Annotated in this window: 13 protein-coding genes and 1 riboswitch; of the genes, 6 read left to right on the forward strand and 7 right to left on the reverse strand. The window is 71.2% G+C overall.

Annotated features, from left to right (window positions below; translation table 11 throughout):
- Positions 1 to 112 precede the first annotated feature (112 nt).
- From ACZ7M7_RS22010 to ACZ7M7_RS22030, 5 genes are all read right to left on the reverse strand, one after another.
- Complete coding sequence (locus ACZ7M7_RS22010; RefSeq protein ID WP_328422538.1) at positions 113 to 793, reverse strand: response regulator; 681 nt, start codon at positions 791 to 793, stop codon at positions 113 to 115.
- On the reverse strand, positions 790 to 2,466 hold the full coding sequence (locus ACZ7M7_RS22015; protein ID WP_472119430.1) for an ATP-binding protein: 1,677 nt from the start codon (positions 2,464 to 2,466) through the stop codon (positions 790 to 792). The genes ACZ7M7_RS22010 and ACZ7M7_RS22015 overlap by 4 nt, the downstream gene beginning before the upstream one ends.
- Before the next feature lie 107 nt (positions 2,467 to 2,573).
- On the reverse strand, positions 2,574 to 3,515 hold the full coding sequence (locus tag ACZ7M7_RS22020; RefSeq protein ID WP_472119432.1) for a sucrase ferredoxin: 942 nt from the start codon (positions 3,513 to 3,515) through the stop codon (positions 2,574 to 2,576).
- 220 nt (positions 3,516 to 3,735) lie between these two features.
- Positions 3,736 to 3,972 carry a hypothetical protein gene (locus ACZ7M7_RS22025; protein WP_128430880.1) on the reverse strand — a complete coding sequence of 79 codons (237 nt, stop codon included), beginning with the start codon at positions 3,970 to 3,972 and terminating at the stop codon, positions 3,736 to 3,738.
- 103 nt (positions 3,973 to 4,075) lie between these two features.
- Entirely contained in the window at positions 4,076 to 4,627 is a 552-nt protein-coding gene (locus ACZ7M7_RS22030) for a DUF6082 family protein (RefSeq protein WP_472119435.1), read from the reverse strand.
- Positions 4,628 to 4,950: 323 nt separating this feature from the next.
- On the opposite strand from ACZ7M7_RS22030, the gene ACZ7M7_RS22035 reads away from it, so the two are divergent.
- Positions 4,951 to 6,024 carry a CobW family GTP-binding protein gene (locus ACZ7M7_RS22035; protein ID WP_472119438.1) on the forward strand — a complete coding sequence of 358 codons (1,074 nt, stop codon included), beginning with the start codon at positions 4,951 to 4,953 and terminating at the stop codon, positions 6,022 to 6,024.
- Here the strand turns inward: ACZ7M7_RS22035 and ACZ7M7_RS22040 are convergent.
- Complete coding sequence (locus ACZ7M7_RS22040; RefSeq protein ID WP_383604712.1) at positions 6,021 to 8,477, reverse strand: DNA gyrase/topoisomerase IV subunit A; 2,457 nt, start codon at positions 8,475 to 8,477, stop codon at positions 6,021 to 6,023. The two genes, ACZ7M7_RS22035 and ACZ7M7_RS22040, sit on opposite strands and share 4 nt — an antisense overlap.
- Before the next feature lie 546 nt (positions 8,478 to 9,023).
- Between ACZ7M7_RS22040 and ACZ7M7_RS22045 the strand changes: the two genes are divergently transcribed.
- The 4 genes from ACZ7M7_RS22045 to ACZ7M7_RS22060 all read left to right on the forward strand — a co-directional run bounded on the left by ACZ7M7_RS22045 (position 9,024) and on the right by ACZ7M7_RS22060 (position 13,855).
- Complete coding sequence (locus ACZ7M7_RS22045) at positions 9,024 to 10,403, forward strand: M16 family metallopeptidase (protein WP_383604710.1); 1,380 nt, start codon at positions 9,024 to 9,026, stop codon at positions 10,401 to 10,403.
- Positions 10,400 to 11,788 (forward strand): M16 family metallopeptidase, encoded by a 1,389-nt coding sequence (locus ACZ7M7_RS22050; RefSeq protein ID WP_472119442.1) that lies wholly within the window; start codon positions 10,400 to 10,402, stop codon positions 11,786 to 11,788. The genes ACZ7M7_RS22045 and ACZ7M7_RS22050 overlap by 4 nt, the downstream gene beginning before the upstream one ends.
- Positions 11,789 to 12,001: 213 nt before the next feature.
- Positions 12,002 to 12,164: riboswitch (cyclic di-AMP (ydaO/yuaA leader) on the forward strand.
- 13 nt (positions 12,165 to 12,177) lie between these two features.
- On the forward strand, positions 12,178 to 12,960 hold the full coding sequence (locus tag ACZ7M7_RS22055; protein ID WP_472119445.1) for a M23 family metallopeptidase: 783 nt from the start codon (positions 12,178 to 12,180) through the stop codon (positions 12,958 to 12,960).
- A gap of 199 nt (positions 12,961 to 13,159) precedes the next feature.
- The gene (locus ACZ7M7_RS22060; protein WP_383604701.1) at positions 13,160 to 13,855 is read left to right on the forward strand and encodes a GntR family transcriptional regulator; all 696 of its coding nucleotides are present in this window, start codon (positions 13,160 to 13,162) and stop codon (positions 13,853 to 13,855) included.
- 233 nt (positions 13,856 to 14,088) lie between these two features.
- On the opposite strand, the gene ACZ7M7_RS22065 is transcribed toward ACZ7M7_RS22060, so the two are convergent.
- Complete coding sequence (locus ACZ7M7_RS22065; protein ID WP_351186778.1) at positions 14,089 to 14,370, reverse strand: HPr family phosphocarrier protein; 282 nt, start codon at positions 14,368 to 14,370, stop codon at positions 14,089 to 14,091.
- 190 nt (positions 14,371 to 14,560) lie between these two features.
- Between ACZ7M7_RS22065 and ACZ7M7_RS22070 the strand changes: the two genes are divergently transcribed.
- The gene (locus tag ACZ7M7_RS22070; protein WP_472119450.1) at positions 14,561 to 17,407 is read left to right on the forward strand and encodes a bifunctional acetate--CoA ligase family protein/GNAT family N-acetyltransferase; all 2,847 of its coding nucleotides are present in this window, start codon (positions 14,561 to 14,563) and stop codon (positions 17,405 to 17,407) included.
- Positions 17,408 to 17,416 lie beyond the last annotated feature (9 nt).

Below are 17,416 nucleotides of genomic sequence, written 5' to 3' on the forward strand. Positions count from 1 at the left end.
GGGCACCCGCACCGTCATGGCAATGCGCCGAGCGGTCGGCTGATACGTAGTGCGGCCCGCATCCGTATGTAGGACGGGCACGGTTCCTTCCCCCGCCCCCACGGGCCGTGCCTCAGGCGCGGGTCGCCCACACGTAACGGTGTTCCGGGCGACCCGCGTCACCGTACTTGAGGGTGAGACGCGCCCGCCCCGTGCGTTCCAGGAGCTTGAGATAGCGCTGGGCGGTCTGACGGCTCACCCCGGTCCGCTCGGCGATCTCCTGGGCCGACAGCGGGCCTTCGGCGTTCATCAGGGCGCGGCGTACGAGTTCCGCGGTGGTGGGGGAGTGGCCCTTGGGCAGGTCGGGCTCCGAAGACGCCGACAGGGCGCCGAAGATGCGGTCCACCTCGGCCTGCTCCGCCTCGCCGCCGCCGTCCAGGGTGCGGCGCAGTTCGCCGTACGCCTCCAGCTTGGCGCGCAGGCCCGCGAAGGCGAACGGCTTGACCAGATACTGCAGCGCCCCGTGTCGCATCGCCGCCTGCACGGTCGACACGTCCCGCGCCGCCGTCACCATGATCACGTCTGCCTGGTGGCCGCGCCGACGCATCTCCTGGACGACCGCGAGGCCCGTCTCGTCGGGGAGATAGTGATCCATGAGAACCAGGTCCACGCGGGGCAGCTCCTCCACCTGACGAAGCGCCTCGGCCGCACTGTGCGCCTCGCCGGCGACGTGGAATCCCGGCACCTTCTCGACGTAGGCGGCATTGACGCGCGCCACGCGCGTGTCGTCGTCCACGACCAGGACCTCGATCATCGCGACTCCTCCTCGGCGACGGTCTGCGCATCTGACGGCATGGCGAGAGCAGGCTCCAGGTCCGGCTCGGCCAGGGCCTCGGGCAGGACGACGGTGAACTCCGCACCGCCGCCGGCCGCCTCGCCCACCGTCGCGCTGCCACCCTGCCGTTCGGCGAACCTACGCACCAGGGAGAGCCCGATGCCACGCTCGCGGTGAGCCGGTGGCTTCTTGGTGGACCATCCCTCGGTGAAGATCAACTCGCGGTGCTCCTCGGGGATTCCCGGCCCCGTGTCGCGCACCCGGAGGGTCGCGGACCGCCCCTCGGCACGCAATTCGACCTCCACGCGCGCGTGCGCGGTACCCGCGGCGGCGTCCAGCGCGTTGTCCACGAGGTTGCCGACGATCGTGACGAGCCCCCTGGGGTCGATCAGCCGGTCCGGGAGCCCGGTGCGGTCCGACAGACTCAGCGCGACGCCCCGCTCGGCCGCCACGGTCGCCTTGCCGACCAACAGGGCGGCGAGCAGCGGGTCCTGGATCTTCTCGGCGACCTGCTCGGCGGTGTCCCGGTGATCGCCGACCACCTCCCCGACGAACTCCACGGCGTCGTCGTACATCTCCAGTTCGAGCAGCCCGAGGAGCGTGTGCATCCGGTTGGCGTGCTCGTGGTCCTGAGCGCGCAGCGCGTCGATCAGACCGCGCGTGGAGTCGAGCTCCCTGCCGAGCTGCTCCAGCTCGGTGCGGTCGCGCAGGGTGGCGACGGCACCGCCGTCGTCGGTGGGCATGCGGTTGGCGACCAGGACACGCTGACCACGGACCGTGAGCAGATCGGTGCCCGTCACCCGGCCGGCCAGCACGTCGGTCGTACGGCCCTCGCCCAGCGCCTCGTCGAGGGACCGGCCGACGGCCTCGTCACCGATGCCGAGCAGACGCCGTGCCTCGTCGTTGAGCAGCCGGATGCGGCCGGTGCGGTCCAGCGCGACGACGCCCTCCCGGATGCCGTGCAGCATCGCCTCGCGCTCCGCGAGCAGCGCCGAGATGTCGGAGAAGGCCAGGTCCCGGGTCTGCCGCTGGACCCGGCGGGAGATGAGCCAGGCGGCCAGCGCGCCGACCGCCAGGGCGCCGCCCGCGTATGCGAGCAGCCCCGGGATCGCGTGCAGCAGCCTCGCCCGCACGCTGTCGTAGGCGATCCCGACCGAGACCGCCCCGATGATCCTGCCCTCGTCGTCGCGCAGCGGCACCTTGCCTCGGGCGGTGCGGCCCAGGGTGCCGTCGTCGATCTGCATGACCTCGTGACCGGCGAGGGCCTGGCCCGGGTCCGTCGAGACGATCCTGCCGACCTCGCCCGGGGTGGGGTGGGACCAGCGCACCCCGCGCCGGTCCATCACGACGACGTACTCGGCCTTGGTGGCCTCGCGGATCCGCTCCGCCTCCCGCTGGACCGGGCCGCCGGTCGTCGCGGGGGTGCTCGCCAGATCCTCGGCGATGAGCGGTTGCGCCGCGGTGGTCTGCGCGATCGACAGTGCGCGGCGCATCGCCTGGTCGTCCAGCTGGTCGCTGAGCGGGGCGAGGAACAGGCCCGTCGCGAGCACCGCGACTCCCGCGGCGATCGCCACCTGCATCAGCAGCACCTGCGCGAACATCCGCCGGGGCAGAGCGAGGCGCAGGCGACGTGCGGGGGGAGTGCGGCTCATACCCATGACGGTACGTGGGCCTGTCGGCGCTCCTGGAGGGGTGTGGCGTGGATCTCTTGATCAATGTCGGGCAGCCGGTCCACCTGATGGTGCGGCGACGCGCCTGATCAGCCGGCGAGTGCCGTTGTCACCCTGAGCTCATGCACCGCCACGACGTCCATCCGCGCGGGCGTGCCGAGCACCGAACCGCAGCTCTCGGGGCGCGGTGGCACGGAGGCCCCCTGCGCGACGACGACCCGCCAGTGGCGCCCGTCCACGTGGGCGACGGTCACCTCCCACCGCGGGGCCGCGCCGTCCGTCCGTACGACATTCAGGGCTTCGGCGGTGTACTCGCCCGCAGCCGAGCGCACGGCCAGCTCGGCCGCCTGGCCCGGTCGCTCCCAGGCCGAGTTCCCGCGGCACCCCTCTACGACGATCCGGCCCTCCTGGACGCTGTGCAGGACATCCTTGACGGCGTGGGCCTGCGCCCGGCCGTAGGCGTAGCCGTACGGCAGCACGAGCAGCGTCGGTGAGAACCGGTGTCCGCCCAGATGGGTGACCTCCCAGACGCCGTCCACGCCGGAGGCGGCGAGCTCGGCCCCGAGCGGGCGGCCGAGGAGTGCGCAGCAGCGGTCCCGCTTGCCGTTGGTGCAGACGAGCGCGAGCGGGTCGCCGGTGTGGGGCCGCCCCTGGAGCGCCGAGCCGAAGGACCGGTGGTCACCCTTGCCGAGCGCGGCGAAGTCCAGATCGAGCAGTTGCCGGGGGTCGCGGGTGGTGGCGGAGTGCAGCCATATGTTGCCGGGGGTGGTGTGAGCCACGTAGACCCGGCGCTCGGCCGGAATCCCGCAGTCGGCGTGCCGCCCGGGGCGGCGGATCAGCGCGACGCGCACGCCCGTGCCCTGCGCGACCGCCTCCAGGGCGCGGCCCAGGGCGGGATCCAGGTGGCTCTGCGTGAGCGCCTTGGCACCCCACGGGCCGGGCTGCTCAAGCAACAGCCAGGTCGTCGCGGTCGCCGCGGTCCCCGCGATGGGCTCGTCGAGGTCCTGCGAGACGGTTGAGCACGTACTCACAGAGGTGAGCCTAACCTGACTTGAGTGGCGGTGGCGGCTCGAGGGGCTGACACACGTGTGGCCTGGAGCCGTTCTGGCGCCAGGCCTCATCGGTGGAGATCGAGCAGTGACGGGGTGCCGGCTGCTCGCCGGGTCGGTGGCCCGGCTCGCCCAACGGTTGCGTGCGGCCGGGGAGCGTGACGGTACGGGTCTGGGGTGGACGCGTGCTCGTGCGGTGGGCTCAGGCGTCGGGGATGTCGGCCTTGGCGCGGATGAGAGTCTCCCGGCTGACGATGACGATGCGCTCGTAGTCGGCGCGGGCGGCATCGGCGGGCAGTTCCGGGTCAAGCGCCTCGGTGGCCTCGGTGCCGATGACGGCGAAATTCCCGTCGCTGAGTTCGAACACGTCCGGGCAGGTAGCTCCTGAACTACTGCCACGGGCGCTTGGAGGCACACCGATGCGGCGCACGATCTTCAAAGGTTCCGGTCCTTACGAAAAAAAGGGTTGGGGGTACTGGGTGGGGAGCAGGCTACTGGTGTTTGAGAGCCCCTTGTGGCTGGACCGCAAGAAAATCACTCGGTCAGTCGGTCGGCGGGTCGCCGACCACCCACCACTCGTCCGTGTCGGATTCGTCGAGGTCCCGGACGAGGCCGTCCACCATGCGCCCCAGCTGGGCTTCCACCGATGAATCGTCCAGGCTGGCGCGCATGTGACGCGATGCCTCCCAGTACTCGCGGAAGACCGGACTCTGGAAGAACTCCCGCAAACGTGTGTACAGCTCCTCCCGATCGAGCAGTTCCGCCTGGTACAGGTGGTAGAGGTGGACGTACCAGGCATTGGCGTAGAAGAACTGACGGCGCCTCTCCGCCGGGATGCTCTGGTCGTAGGTGTCGATCACCGCGGCGAGGGACGGATCATCGATCGCCCTTGCCAGCAACTCCCAGTGCATGCGCTGCTGATGGGCCAGAGCCGTTCGCCGGATCGCCAGCTCCTCGAGTTCCAGCTGCCGCTCGTGCTGACGCGCCTTCTCCCACCGCCACTGACGCGCTGCCAGCGTCACCGTTGCGGTGGCGGCCAGGAGCGCGAGCGTGGTGGAACCCAGCCTCCTTGCAGAACACTTCAGTGTGGTCATGTCAATTACCCCCGATCAAACGGCCGTCCGCCGGTCGTCGGGGTGCGGGTCGACTGGAGGGGACCGGCGAGCCGTGGGCGGCGCTTGCCGTCTCCCAGAGTGCCGAGCGGCTCTGATCGGCGGGGAGGCGGAGAGGCGGCGCACGGAGGGAAGCGAGGGTCGCACGCTCCAGCGCCATGCCCAACGTCTGCCCGGCAAGTGCTGCTAACAATCGTTCACTTCGCAGTGATTCTTCCGGCTCGTATCCTGGGTCGGCATTCAATCTTCGTACGCGCGCCGCCTCCGCGAGCCGGTGCACCCGTCGGCGTGAGAAAGGTCGCACGTTGAGTCAGCCGAGCCCCGGTCCGCAGCAGATTCCGGTCGTCGTTCTCGCCGGATTCCTCGGTTCCGGCAAGACGACTCTGCTCAACCACCTCCTCCACCGCAGCGGCGGCACCCGCATCGGCGCCATCGTCAACGACTTCGGGGCCATCGAGATCGACGCCATGGCCGTCGCCGGCGCGCTCGGCGACTCCACCGTCTCCCTCGGGAACGGCTGCCTGTGCTGTGCCGTCGACTCCAGTGAGCTGGACGTCTACCTGGAGCGGCTCGCCCGGCCCTCCACCGGCATCGACGTCATCGTCATCGAGGCCAGCGGGCTCGCCGAACCCCAGGAACTAGTGCGCATGGTGCTCGCCAGCGAGCATCCGGGCATCGTGTACGGCGGACTCGTCGAGGTCGTCGATGCCGCCGAGTTCGAGGACACGCGCGCCAAGCACCCCGAGATCGACCGGCATCTCGCCCTCGCCGACCTCGTTGTCGTCAACAAGCTGGACCGTGCGCAGGACGGGGAGCGGGTGCTCGCGCTCGTCCGCGATCTCACCGGCGGCGCCGCCGTGGCCCCCGCTACCTACGCCCGCATCGACCCCGAGTTCCTCTTCGACTGCCGGCCCGGCGAGGAGCGCATCGGGCAGCTGTCCTTCGACGACCTGCACCCGCACGACGGCCTGCATGAGCACGGCGGGGACCACCCCGGGCATCTGCACACCGGCTACGACAGCCTGCCCTTCACCTCCGAAGTTCCCCTCGACCCACGTCGGTTGATGGACTTCCTGGACAGCAGGCCGGAGGGGCTCTACCGCATCAAGGGGTACGTCGACTTCGGCCCGTACGACGTCCACAACCGCTACGCCGTCCACGTCGTCGGCCGCTTCCTCCGCTTCTACCCGGAGCCCTGGCCGGCCGCCGACGCCCGCCTCACCCAGCTCGTGCTCATCGGCTCCGGCATCGATTCCGCTGCCCTGGCCAAGGACCTGGAGGCGTGCAAGAGCGACGCCCCACACGCCGACGAGCACGGCATGTGGGGCGTTCTGCGCTACGTACAGGACCCGGAGGACGGGGCCTTCGAGGAGGCCTAGACGGGGCCGGCCACCACCGACACCGTCTTCGGCAGCGACACCCCCGAGCCGTCGCGGCGCGGGTCCATCTCCGGGAGGTCGGCCGGGGTGCCGTTCTTCTGCGCGGCCCGTGCCGGGACGGCGCCCGCCCAGGCCAGGGCCAGGCAGTCCTCGCCCTTCAGGAACCGCTGGCAGCGCACGCCACCGGTGGCGCGGCCCTTGCGGGGGTACTGGTCGAACGGGGTCAGCTTGGCCGTCGTCTGGACCGAGTCGTCCAGCGTGCCGCGCGAGCCGGCGACCGTGAACACCACCGCGTCGACCGCAGGGTCCACGGCCGTGAAGGAGATCACCTTCGCGCCCTCGGTGAGCTTGATGCCCGCCATACCGCCGGCGGCGCGGCCCTGCGGGCGGACCTGCGAGGCCTGGTAACGCAGCAGCTGTGCGTCGTCCGTGATGAAGACCAGGTCCTCCTCACCCGTCCGCAGCTCGATCGCGCCGACGATCCGGTCGCCCTCCTTCAGGGTGATGACCTCCAACTCGTCCTTGTTGGTCGGGTAGTCGGGCACCACGCGCTTGACGACACCCTGTTCCGTGCCGATCGCCAGGCCCGGTGAGGACTCGTCGAGCGTGGTCAGACAGACCAGGGTCTCGTCGCCCTCCAGGGAGACGAACTCCGACAGGGGGGCTCCGCCCGAGAGGTTCGGCCGCGCCGCGGTCTCCGGCAGCTGCGGCAGATCGACGACGTTGATCCGCAGCAGACGGCCCGTGGACGTCACCGCGCCCACCTCGCCGCGGGCCGTGGCCGGCACCGCCGAGAGGATCACGTCGTGCTTGGAGCGCTTCGCCTCGCCGTCCTCCGCGAACGGATCGCCGTTCGCCGTACGGGCCAGCAGACCCGTCGAGGACAGCAGTACCCGGCACGGGTCGTCCGCCACCTGGAGCGACACCGTGGCGACCGGCGAACCCGCCGACTCCAGCAGAACCGTACGCCGCTCGGTACCGAACTTCTTGGAGACCGAGGCGAGTTCGGCGGAGACCAGCTTGCGCAGCTCCGCGTCCGAGTCGAGGATCCGCGTCAGCTCGGCGATCTCCTCGTTCAGCCGCTCCTTCTCCGCCTCCAGCTCGATGCGGTCGTACTTGGTGAGACGGCGCAGCGGCGTGTCGAGGATGTACTGGGTCTGGACCTCGCTCAGCGAGAAGTGCTCCATCAGGCGTTCCTTCGCCTGCGCGGAGTTCTCGCTGGAGCGGATCAGGCGGATGACCTCGTCGATGTCCAGCAGCGCCGTGAGCAGGCCCTCGACCAGGTGCAGGCGGTCGCGCCGCTTGCTGCGGCGGAACTCGCTGCGGCGCCGGACGACCTCGAAGCGGTGGTCGAGGTAGACCTCCAGCAGCTCCTTGAGGCCCAGGGTGAGGGGCTGGCCGTCGACCAGTGCGACATTGTTGATGCCGAAGGACTCCTCCATCGGCGTCAGCTTGTACAGCTGCTCCAGGACCGCCTCCGGCACGAAGCCGTTCTTGATCTCGATGACCAGGCGCAGCCCGTGCTCACGGTCGGTGAGGTCCTTGACGTCGGCGATGCCCTGCAGCTTCTTCGAGCCGACCAGGTCCTTGATCTTGGCGATCACCTTCTCCGGGCCGACCGTGAAGGGCAGTTCGGTGACGACGAGACCCTTGCGGCGGGCGGTCACGGTCTCGATCTCGACCGTGGCGCGGATCTTGAAGGTGCCGCGGCCCGTCTCGTACGCGTCCCGAATCCCGGCCAGGCCGACGATCCGGCCGCCGGTGGGCAGGTCGGGGCCCGGGACGTGCTTCATCAGCGTTTCCAGATCCGCGTTCGGGTGGCGGATCAGGTGGCGGGCGGCCGAGATGACCTCGGAGAGGTTGTGCGGCGGCATGTTCGTGGCCATGCCGACGGCGATGCCGGACGCGCCGTTGACGAGGAGGTTCGGGAAGGCGGCGGGCAGCGCCACCGGCTCCCGCTCCTGGCCGTCGTAGTTGGGCGTGAAGTTGACCGTGTCCTCGTCGATCGACTCGGTCATCAGGCTGGTCGCAGCGGCCTGCCGGCACTCGGTGTACCGCATGGCCGCCGGCGGGTCGTCGTTGCCCAGCGATCCGAAGTTGCCGTGGCCGTCGACCAGCGGGACGCGCATCGAGAAGGGCTGGGCCATGCGCACCAGGGCGTCGTAGATCGACGCGTCGCCGTGCGGGTGCAACTTACCCATGACCTCGCCGATGACGCGGGCGCACTTCACATAGCCGCGGTCGGGGCGCAGGCCCATCTCGTTCATCTGGTAGACGATGCGACGGTGCACCGGCTTGAGACCGTCGCGGGCGTCCGGCAGGGCGCGGGAGTAGATGACCGAGTACGCGTACTCGAGGAAGGAGCCCTGCATCTCGTCGACGACGTCGATGTCGAGGATCTTCTCCTCGTACGAGTCCTCGGGCGGCGGGTTCTTCGTGCTGCGGCGGGCCATCGCTGCCGGCTCCTCTGTTTCTGGTCGCTCGAGCGTTTGCGGATCTGACGCGGACCATTGTGGACCGCGGCACTGACAACCACCGACCAGGACCCGATGTTGGGCTCCGACCCGGCATCGCAGAAGTGTCGCCGACGCCGGGCCTCCCCCGCGACGGAGGGGAGGGGTGGGACACGAACATCATTGTCCGGGAGCGCGCTTGCGGCCGGCGGAGTCGAAGGCAAGCGCGCGCCGCGAGACCGTTCACTCGCCGGAGTGATCGGCGGGCACCGTGCCAGGTCGCGGGGTGTACGGGCCCGCGTACGGCGGGTGGGAGCGGCCGGCGTGTGCCGGGCCGGCCCCGTTCGACACGGTCGCGGGAGCGGACGGCGAGCCGTGCTTGAGGGCCGTCCCGCGCGTCGACGCGGGCCCGCGCTCACCCGCGTACCGGCACGGCGTTCTGACCGGGAACTTCGCCGACCCTTCGGACGCTGCATACAGTGGCAGGAACTGAGCACGAACCGCTCGACACAACGCAGTGCACGCGACCGGAAGGACACCTTGCCCATGGGTCACACGGCCACACCGGAGGCACAATCCGGCGGCCTCACCGCCACGGAGCACCGCCTGGCCAACGGCCTGCGCGTGGTGCTCTCCGAGGATCACCTCACGCCGGTCGCCGCGGTCTGCCTCTGGTACGACGTCGGCTCCCGCCACGAGGTCAAGGGCCGTACCGGACTCGCCCACCTCTTCGAGCACCTGATGTTCCAGGGCTCGAGCAGCGTGAAGGGCACGGGCCACTTCGAGCTCGTCCAGGGCGCGGGCGGCTCGCCGAACGGCACCACGAGCTTCGAGCGCACCAACTACTTCGAGACCATGCCCGCCCACCAGCTGGAGCTCGCGCTGTGGCTGGAGGCCGACCGCATGGGCAGCCTCCTGGTGGCGCTCGACGAGGAGGGCCTGGAGAACCAGCGCGATGTCGTCAAGAACGAGCGCCGCCAGCGCTACGACAACGTCCCGTACGGCACGGCGTTCGAGAAGCTGACCGCCCTGTCGTACCCCGACGGGCACCCCTATCACCACACGCCGATCGGTTCGATGGCCGACCTGGACGCAGCCGGCCTGGAGGACGCCCGCGCGTTCTTCCGCACCTACTACGCGCCCAACAACGCCGTGCTGTCGATCGTCGGCGACATCGACCCGGCGCAGACGCTCGCCTGGGTGGAGAAGTACTTCGGCTCCATCAAGTCCCACGACGGCAAGCCCGCGCCCCGCGACGGCTCGCTGCCCGACACCATCGGTGAGCAGCTGCGCGAGGTCGTCGAGGAGAACGTCCCCGCGCGCGCGATGATGGCCGCCTACCGGCTCCCGACCGACGGCACGCGCGAGTGCGACGCGGCCGACCTGGCGCTGACCGTCCTCGGCGGCGGCGAGTCCTCCCGCCTCTACAACCGGCTGGTACGCCGCGACCGTACGGCCGTGGCGGCCGGATTCGGACTGCTGCGCCTGGCCGGGGCGCCCTCCTTGGGCTGGCTGGACGTGAAGACGTCCGGCGACGTCGAGGTGCCCGTCATCGAGGCGGCCGTCGACGAGGAGCTCGCCCGCTTCGCGCAGGAAGGCCCCACCGCCGAGGAGATGGAGCGCGCGCAGGCCCAGCTGGAGCGCGAGTGGCTGGACCGGCTCGGCACGGTCGCGGGCCGCGCCGACGAACTGTGCCGGTACGCCGTCCTGTTCGGCGACCCGCAGCTCGCCTTCACCGCCGTGCAGCGCGTCCTCGACGTCACCGCCGAGGAGGTCCAGGCGGTCGCCCAGGCCCGTCTGCGTCCCGACAACCGCGCGGTGCTGGTGTACGAGCCGGTCGCCGACGAGGCCGAGGACCTGGAAGCCGCCGCCGACGGGGCCGCACCCGCCGGGACCACCGACGAGAACGAGGAGTCGGCGCAGTGACCGAGCTCGCCAGCATGGAGTTCCACCCGCAGCCCCAGGCCGGCCAGGCCCGGCCCTGGGCGTTCCCGGCACCGGAGCGCGGCAAGCTGGACAACGGCCTGACGGTCCTGCGCTGCCACCGCCCCGGCCAGCGGGTCGTCGCCGTCGAGGTCCTCCTGGACACACCCCTGGAGGCCGAGCCGAAGGGCCTGGACGGCATCGCCACGATCATGGCGCGTGCCTTCTCGGAGGGCACCGACAAGCACACCGCCGAGGAGTTCGCGGCCGAGCTGGAGCGCTGCGGCGCCACGCTCGACGCGTACGCCGACCACCCCGGCGTCCGCGTCAGCCTCGAGGTGCCCGTCTCCCGCCTCCCGAAGGCGCTCGGCCTGCTCGCCGACGCGCTCAGGGCGCCCGGGTTCGAGGACGCCGAGGTGGAGCGCCTGGTGCGCAACCGCCTCGACGAGATCCCGCACGAGCTGGCCAACCCCTCGCGCCGTGCCGCCAAGGAGCTGTCCCGGCAGCTGTTCCCGGCGACCTCGCGCATGTCCCGCCCTCGCCAGGGCACCGAGGACACGGTCGCCGGCATCGACTCCGCCGGTGTACGTGCCTTCTACGAGCGGCATGTGCGCCCGGCGACGTCCACCGTCGTGGTCGTCGGCGACCTCACCGGCGTCGACTTCGACGCCCTCCTCGGCGACACCCTCGGTGCCTGGACCGGCTCCCCGGCCCAGCCCCGGCCGGTCCCGCCGGTGACCGCGGACGACACCGGGCGCGTCGTCATCGTGGACCGCCCCGGCGCCGTCCAGACGCAGCTGCTGATCGGCCGTGTGGGCCCCGACCGGCACGACCGTGTCTGGCCCGCGCAGGTGCTCGGCACGTACTGCCTCGGCGGCACCCTCACCTCCCGCCTGGACAAGGTCCTGCGCGAGGAGAAGGGCTACACCTACGGTGTCCGCGCGTTCGGGCAGGTCCTGCGCTCCGCCCCGGACGGCTCGGGTGCGGCGATGCTCGCCATCAGCGGCTCCGTGGACACCCCGAACACCGGTCCCGCCCTGGACGACCTCTGGAAGGTCCTGCGCGGTGTCGCCGATGGGGGACTCACCGACGCCGAGCGGGACTTCGCCGTGCAGAACCTCGTCGGGGTGGCGCCGCTGAAGTACGAGACGGCCGCGGCCGTGGCGAGCACGCTGGCCGACCAGGTCGAGCAGCACCTGCCCGACGACTTCCAGGCGACGCTGTACCAGCAGCTCGCCGCGACCGGCACCGTCGAGGCCACCGCGGCGGCCGTGAGCGCCTTCCCGGTCGACCGTCTGGTGACGATCCTGGTCGGCGACGCGGCCGAGATCCGGGAGCCCGTCGAGGCCCTCGGCATCGGCGAAGTCAGCGTCGTGGCGGCCGAGTAGGGGACAGACGCGGCGCCCAAGACGGCACGCGTGCGTAGGGGCCCTGGTGACGGAAGAGTCACCAGGGCCCCTTTATGCCCGAATTGAGGGAGAGGTTGCCTGTCTGACCTGTGGGATGCACTACAAAAGGCAGGATCCGTTTGGGGATTGAAAGATGCCCCGTTTAGCGTCTTCCGGGCTGTCCGTCAGGCACTGCGCCGCGCCCGCGGCACCGGACAGCCATCGCCGAGTCCCCGTACGGCGCGAGCCAGGGGAGCCGGGGACCCATCGAAGTCCCTGGGGTGAATCGGACGCCCGCGCAGCCGCGAGGGGGTCCGTAGGAGACCTTCCTGCTCCGAACCCGTCAGCTAACCCGGTAGGCGAGAAGGAAGGAAAGGACCAGCCACTTCATGGCGTTCACCTGCGCCACCGGGAAGCGTCCCGCGGGCAAGCACCGTCGCCCCAGCCGCTTCGAGCGCACCACCGCCCGCGCCGCGGGCGTCGCCGCACTCACCGCCACCGGCGTCATCGGCACCCTGGCCGCCCCGGCGCTCGCCGCCGAACCGGCCGTCGAGCAGACCGGCCTCATCCCCGTCGTCGCCGTCGAGAACTCGATCGCCGACCAGATCGACGCCCAGGCCGCCGCCCAGGAGCAGGCCGCCAAGGAGGCCGCGGCCCGCAAGAAGGCCGCCGAGGAGGCCGCGCGCAAGAAGGCGGCCGCGCAGGCGAAGAAGGAGCGCGAGGCCAAGGAGCGCGCCGCCCGCGAGGCCGAGCGCAAGCGCCTGCTGTCCTACGTCGCCCCGATCTCCGGCTCGTACGTCTCCACCGGCTACAAGGCCGGCGGGGCCGTCTGGTCCTCCGGCAGCCACACCGGCGTCGACTTCCACGCCGCCAGCGGCACCTCGGTCCACTCGGTGGCCTCCGGCACCGTCGTGGAGGCCGGCTGGGGCGGGTCGTACGGCAACCAGGTCGTGATCAAGATGAACGACGGTACGTACACCCAGTACGGCCACATGTCGTCCATATCCGTCTCGGTGGGACAGACGGTCACCCCCGGTCAGCAGATCGGCCTGTCCGGCGCCACCGGCAACGTCACCGGGCCGCACCTGCACTTCGAGGCCCGCACGACGCAGGAGTACGGCTCGGACATCGACCCCGTCGCCTACCTGCGCTCGCACGGTGTGAACATCTGACGCCCCACCGCTGACGGCCCCCGCGTCTTCCGAAAGCCCCGGCTCCCCGAGCCGGGGCTTTCGGCGTTTCGAACGACCCGCTGTCCAAAAAATATCCATGGATTCCGGCCTCCCGTCGGAAATTCCGGCCGGTTGCAATAGAGTCACTGAACACACGTCATTCGTCGACGTTTCACGGGGATTAAGGCGGAGGTCGGTCATGCGTATTCCGGCGCACTCGGTATGCACCGCGATCCGGGACGACATCGTCGCCGGGGTCCACGCGCGCGGCGGCAGGCTCACCGAGGAACTCCTCGCCCGTCGCTACGGCGTCTCCCGCGTCCCCGTGCGCGAGGCCCTGCGCACCCTGGAGGCGGAGGGCTTCGTGGTGACCCGGCGGCACGCGGGCGCATGCGTCGCCGAACCGAGTGAACAGGAGGCCTCCGACCTGCTGGAGATGCGTGCCCTCCTGGAGCCGCTCGGCGCCTCCCGGGCCGCCCAGCGGCGCACCGAGGCCCATCTGAAGGTCCTGCGCGGCCTGGTCAGGCTGGGCCAGGAGCGGGCCAGGCGGGGAAACAGCGAGGATCTGCGCTCGCTGGGCGGCTGGTTCCACGAGACGCTGGCCCAGGCCTCCGGCAGCCCCGCCCTGACCTCGATGCTGACCCAGCTGCGCCACAAGATCGCCTGGATGTACGCGGTCGAGGCACCGGTCGACCCCGTGGAGTCCTGGACCGAGCACGGCGCGATCGTGGACGCGGTGGCGCGCGGCGACGGCGAGCGCGCCCGCGCGATCACGGCGCTGCACACCGAGCGCTCGATCTCCGCGCACCGGCTGCGCTTCGGCTCCCGCGGTGATCGCACGGAGCGTGTGAGGAATTCGCAACATCCCGTAAACATGCCGAGCCTGCGGCATTAACACGGGCGCCGTATACAAAGAGGGCATATTCGGAGGCGAGTAATTTCCGCTGCCCTTTTTCAGGTATGCGGGTAATTCTCGGGACGTCAGCCTCAAATAGCGGAACCGCGGCCCTCGAATCAGGGCGCCGCCTGCCTGAAATCAGGACGCCGCCTGCCGAAAACAGCGAAGCCGCGCCCGCCGGAAAGGCGGACGCGGCTTCACCGCTTGCTGTGGAGTCCCGCTCAGGTCCTTCAGACCGTCTCGGGCAGCTCCTCGAGGCCCTCGGAGACCAGCTTCGCCAGACGGTCGAGGGCGGCGTCCGCACCCTCGGCGTCGGAGGCGAGGACGATCTCCTCGCCGCCCTGGGCGCCCAGGCCCAGAACGGCCAGCATGGAGGCCGCGTTGACGGGGTTGCCGTCGGCCTTGGCGATCGTCATCGGGACGCCTGTGGCCGTGGCGGCTCGGACGAAGATGGAGGCGGGGCGGGCGTGGAGACCCTCGGCCCAGCCGACGTTGACGCGGCGCTCAGCCATGTGATGCTGCCCTTCGGTGTTCAGGGTTGTCTAGACCAGTTTCCCACACCCGTGAAGCACGACGGAACTGGACGAACGTCTGACGAACGTCCACTCCTGAGGTGACCGTCGGGTCGCGGCCTCGACCCCACGTACGTCCTGAACAGACTGCCTCGCGCCGTTGTCGTACGCGAGCCGTACTCTGGGCCCCATGCAGAGCGCCTCGGACAGGCACGCGTACCCCGCCCACTGGGAAGCCGACGTGGTGCTGCGCGACGGCGGCACCGCGCGCATCCGCCCCATCACCGTTGATGACGCCGAGCGCCTGGTCAGCTTCTACGAGCAGGTGTCGGACGAGTCGAAGTACTACCGCTTCTTCGCGCCCTACCCGCGACTGTCCGCAAAGGACGTCCACCGCTTCACGCACCACGACTTTGTGGACCGGGTGGGACTCGCGGCCACGGTGGGCGGCGAGTTCATCGCCACCGTACGCTACGACCGGATCGGCGCCGACGGAATGCCCGCGTCCGCGCCCGCCGACGAGGCCGAGGTCGCCTTCCTCGTCCAGGACGCCCACCAGGGCCGCGGCGTCGCCTCCGCCCTGCTCGAACACATCGGCGCCGTCGCCCGTGAGCGCGACATCCGCCGCTTCGCCGCCGAGGTGCTGCCGGCCAACAACAAGATGATCAAGGTGTTCACGGACGCCGGGTACACCCAGAAGCGCAGCTTCGAGGACGGCGTCGTCCGCCTGGAGTTCGACCTGGAGCCGACGGACCGCTCGCTCGCCGTGCAGTACGCGCGCGAACAGCGCGCCGAGGCCCGGTCCGTGCAGCGGCTGCTGGTGCCCGGCTCGGTCGCCGTCATCGGAGCCGGCCGCACCCCCGGCGGGGTGGGCCGCAGCGTCCTGGGCAACATCAGGGACGCCGGGTTCACCGGACGGCTGTACGCGGTGAACAGGGCGTTCCCGGAAGACCTCAAGGAACTCGACGGCGTGCCCGCGCACCGCTCCATGCGCGACATCGCGGAGCAGGTCGACCTCGCGGTGGTCGCCGTGCCGGCCGCCTACGTCCCCGACGTGGTCGCCGAATGCGGCGAGCACGGCGTGCAGGGGCTGGTCGTGCTCTCCGCCGGGTACGCCGAGAGCGGGCCCGACGGCCGTGAGCGGCAGCGCGAACTCGTACGGCAGGCACGCGCGTACGGCATGCGCATCATCGGACCGAACGCCTTCGGGATCATCAACACCTCCGCCGACGTACGGCTGAACGCCTCCCTGGCCCCCGAGATGCCCCGCCCGGGCCGGATCGGGCTGTTCGCGCAGTCCGGCGCGATCGGCATCGCACTGCTGTCCCGGCTCCACCGGCGAGGCGGCGGCGTGACCGGCGTCACCGGTGTGTCGACCTTCGTCTCGTCCGGCAACCGCGCCGACGTGTCCGGCAACGACGTCCTTCAGTACTGGTACGACGACCCGGACACCGACGTCGCCCTGATGTACCTGGAGTCCATCGGCAACCCGCGCAAGTTCAACCGCCTCGCCCGGCGTACGGCGGCGGCCAAGCCGCTGGTCGTGGTGCAGGGCGCGCGACACGGCGGCGCGGCGCCGCAGGGCCATGCGGTGCGCGCCACGCGGCTGCCGCACGCCACGGTGTCCGCGCTGCTGCGGCAGGCCGGGGTGATCCGGGTGGACACCATCACCGAGCTGGTGGACGCGGGCCTGCTGCTCGCGCGCCAGCCGCTGCCGACCGGGCCTCGGGTGGCGATCCTCGGCAACTCCGAGTCGCTGGGGCTGCTGACGTACGACGCGTGTCTGTCCGAGGGGCTGCGGCCGCTGCCGCCGCTGGATCTGACGACGGGGGCGTCCGCGGCGGACTTCCACGAGGCGCTGTCGCACGCGCTCACCGACGAGACGTGCGACGCGGTCGTCGTCACTGCCATCCCGGCGATCGGCGACGCGTCGACCGGCGACGCCGAGCTGGCACAGGCCCTGCGGTCGGCGGCCGAGCAGGTGCCGGGGAAGCCGGTGCTGGTGGTGCACGTCGAGCTCGGTGGCCTCGCCGAAGCCCTGTCCGCCGCGGCGAGCACCGCACCACAGGCGGACCGGAGGGCGCCCGGCGCCATGATCCGTCCCCACCCGTTCCGCCCCCTGGACTTCCAGGCCGGGAACCCGGCCGGGCAGTCGGACACCGCGCAGAGCCCGACGACCCTCATCCCCGCCTACCCCGCCGCCGAGCGCGCCGTCCGCGCCCTCGCCGAAGCCGTCAACTACGCGCAGTGGCGACGCGACGCGGCCGACCCCGGCAAGGTCCCCGAGTACGAGGACATCGACGAGAAGGGCGCCGCCCAGCTGATCGGCGGACTGCTCGCGCGCGGGCAGGGACTCACGCTCGGCACGGACGAGACCTGTGACCTGCTCGGGAAGTACGGCATCGACGTGCACCGCGCCCTGCACGCGCCCACCCCCGACGCCGCCGCCGACGCCGCCCGCACCCTCGGCTACCCCGTCGCCCTCAAGGCCACCGCCCCGCACCTGCGGCACCGCGCCGACCTCGGCGGCGTACGGCTCGACCTCGCCGACGAGGAGCAACTGCGGCGGGCGTACGCCGAGTTGACCGAACTGTTCGGCAGGCCGGAGGAGCTGCGGCCGGTCGTGCAGAGCATGGCACCGCGCGGCGTCGACACCGTCGTACGGGCCGTGATCGACCCGGCGGCCGGCGCCGTGCTGTCCTTCGGGCTCGCCGGAGCCGCCTCCCAGCTGCTCGGTGACATGGCGCACCGGCTGATCCCGGTCACCGACCGCGAGGCGACCTCGATCGTCCGCTCCATCCGGACGGCGCCACTCCTCTTCGGCTGGCGCGGTTCCGCTCCCGTCGACACCCCTGCGCTGGAGGAACTGCTGCTGCGGGTGTCGCGGCTGGTCGACGACCACCCGGAGGTCGTCGCGGTCACCCTGGAACCGGTCGTCGTCGCCACCCACGGCCTGAGCGTGCTCGGCGCCTCCGTACGTCTCGCGCCGCCGCCCGCCCGGGACGACCTCGGGCCGAGGACCCTGCCGGCGTACTGAGAGGGCCCT

This window comes from Streptomyces sp. NPDC111606, assembly GCF_055656945.1.

Bases quoted from the DNA above. Each gene is read 5' to 3' on its own strand.
- ACZ7M7_RS22010 (WP_328422538.1), bottom strand. From the start codon at position 793: ATGATCGAGGTCCTGGTCGTGGACGACGACACGCGCGTGGCGCGCGTC.
- ACZ7M7_RS22015 (WP_472119430.1), bottom strand. From the start codon at position 2,466: ATGAGCCGCACTCCCCCCGCACGTCGCCTGCGCCTCGCTCTGCCCCGG.
- ACZ7M7_RS22030 (WP_472119435.1), bottom strand. From the start codon at position 4,627: ATGACCACACTGAAGTGTTCTGCAAGGAGGCTGGGTTCCACCACGCTC.
- ACZ7M7_RS22040 (WP_383604712.1), bottom strand. From the start codon at position 8,477: ATGGCCCGCCGCAGCACGAAGAACCCGCCGCCCGAGGACTCGTACGAG.
- ACZ7M7_RS22045 (WP_383604710.1), top strand. From the start codon at position 9,024: ATGGGTCACACGGCCACACCGGAGGCACAATCCGGCGGCCTCACCGCC.
- ACZ7M7_RS22055 (WP_472119445.1), top strand. From the start codon at position 12,178: ATGGCGTTCACCTGCGCCACCGGGAAGCGTCCCGCGGGCAAGCACCGT.
- ACZ7M7_RS22060 (WP_383604701.1), top strand. From the start codon at position 13,160: ATGCGTATTCCGGCGCACTCGGTATGCACCGCGATCCGGGACGACATC.
- ACZ7M7_RS22065 (WP_351186778.1), bottom strand. From the start codon at position 14,370: ATGGCTGAGCGCCGCGTCAACGTCGGCTGGGCCGAGGGTCTCCACGCC.
- ACZ7M7_RS22070 (WP_472119450.1), top strand. From the start codon at position 14,561: ATGCAGAGCGCCTCGGACAGGCACGCGTACCCCGCCCACTGGGAAGCC.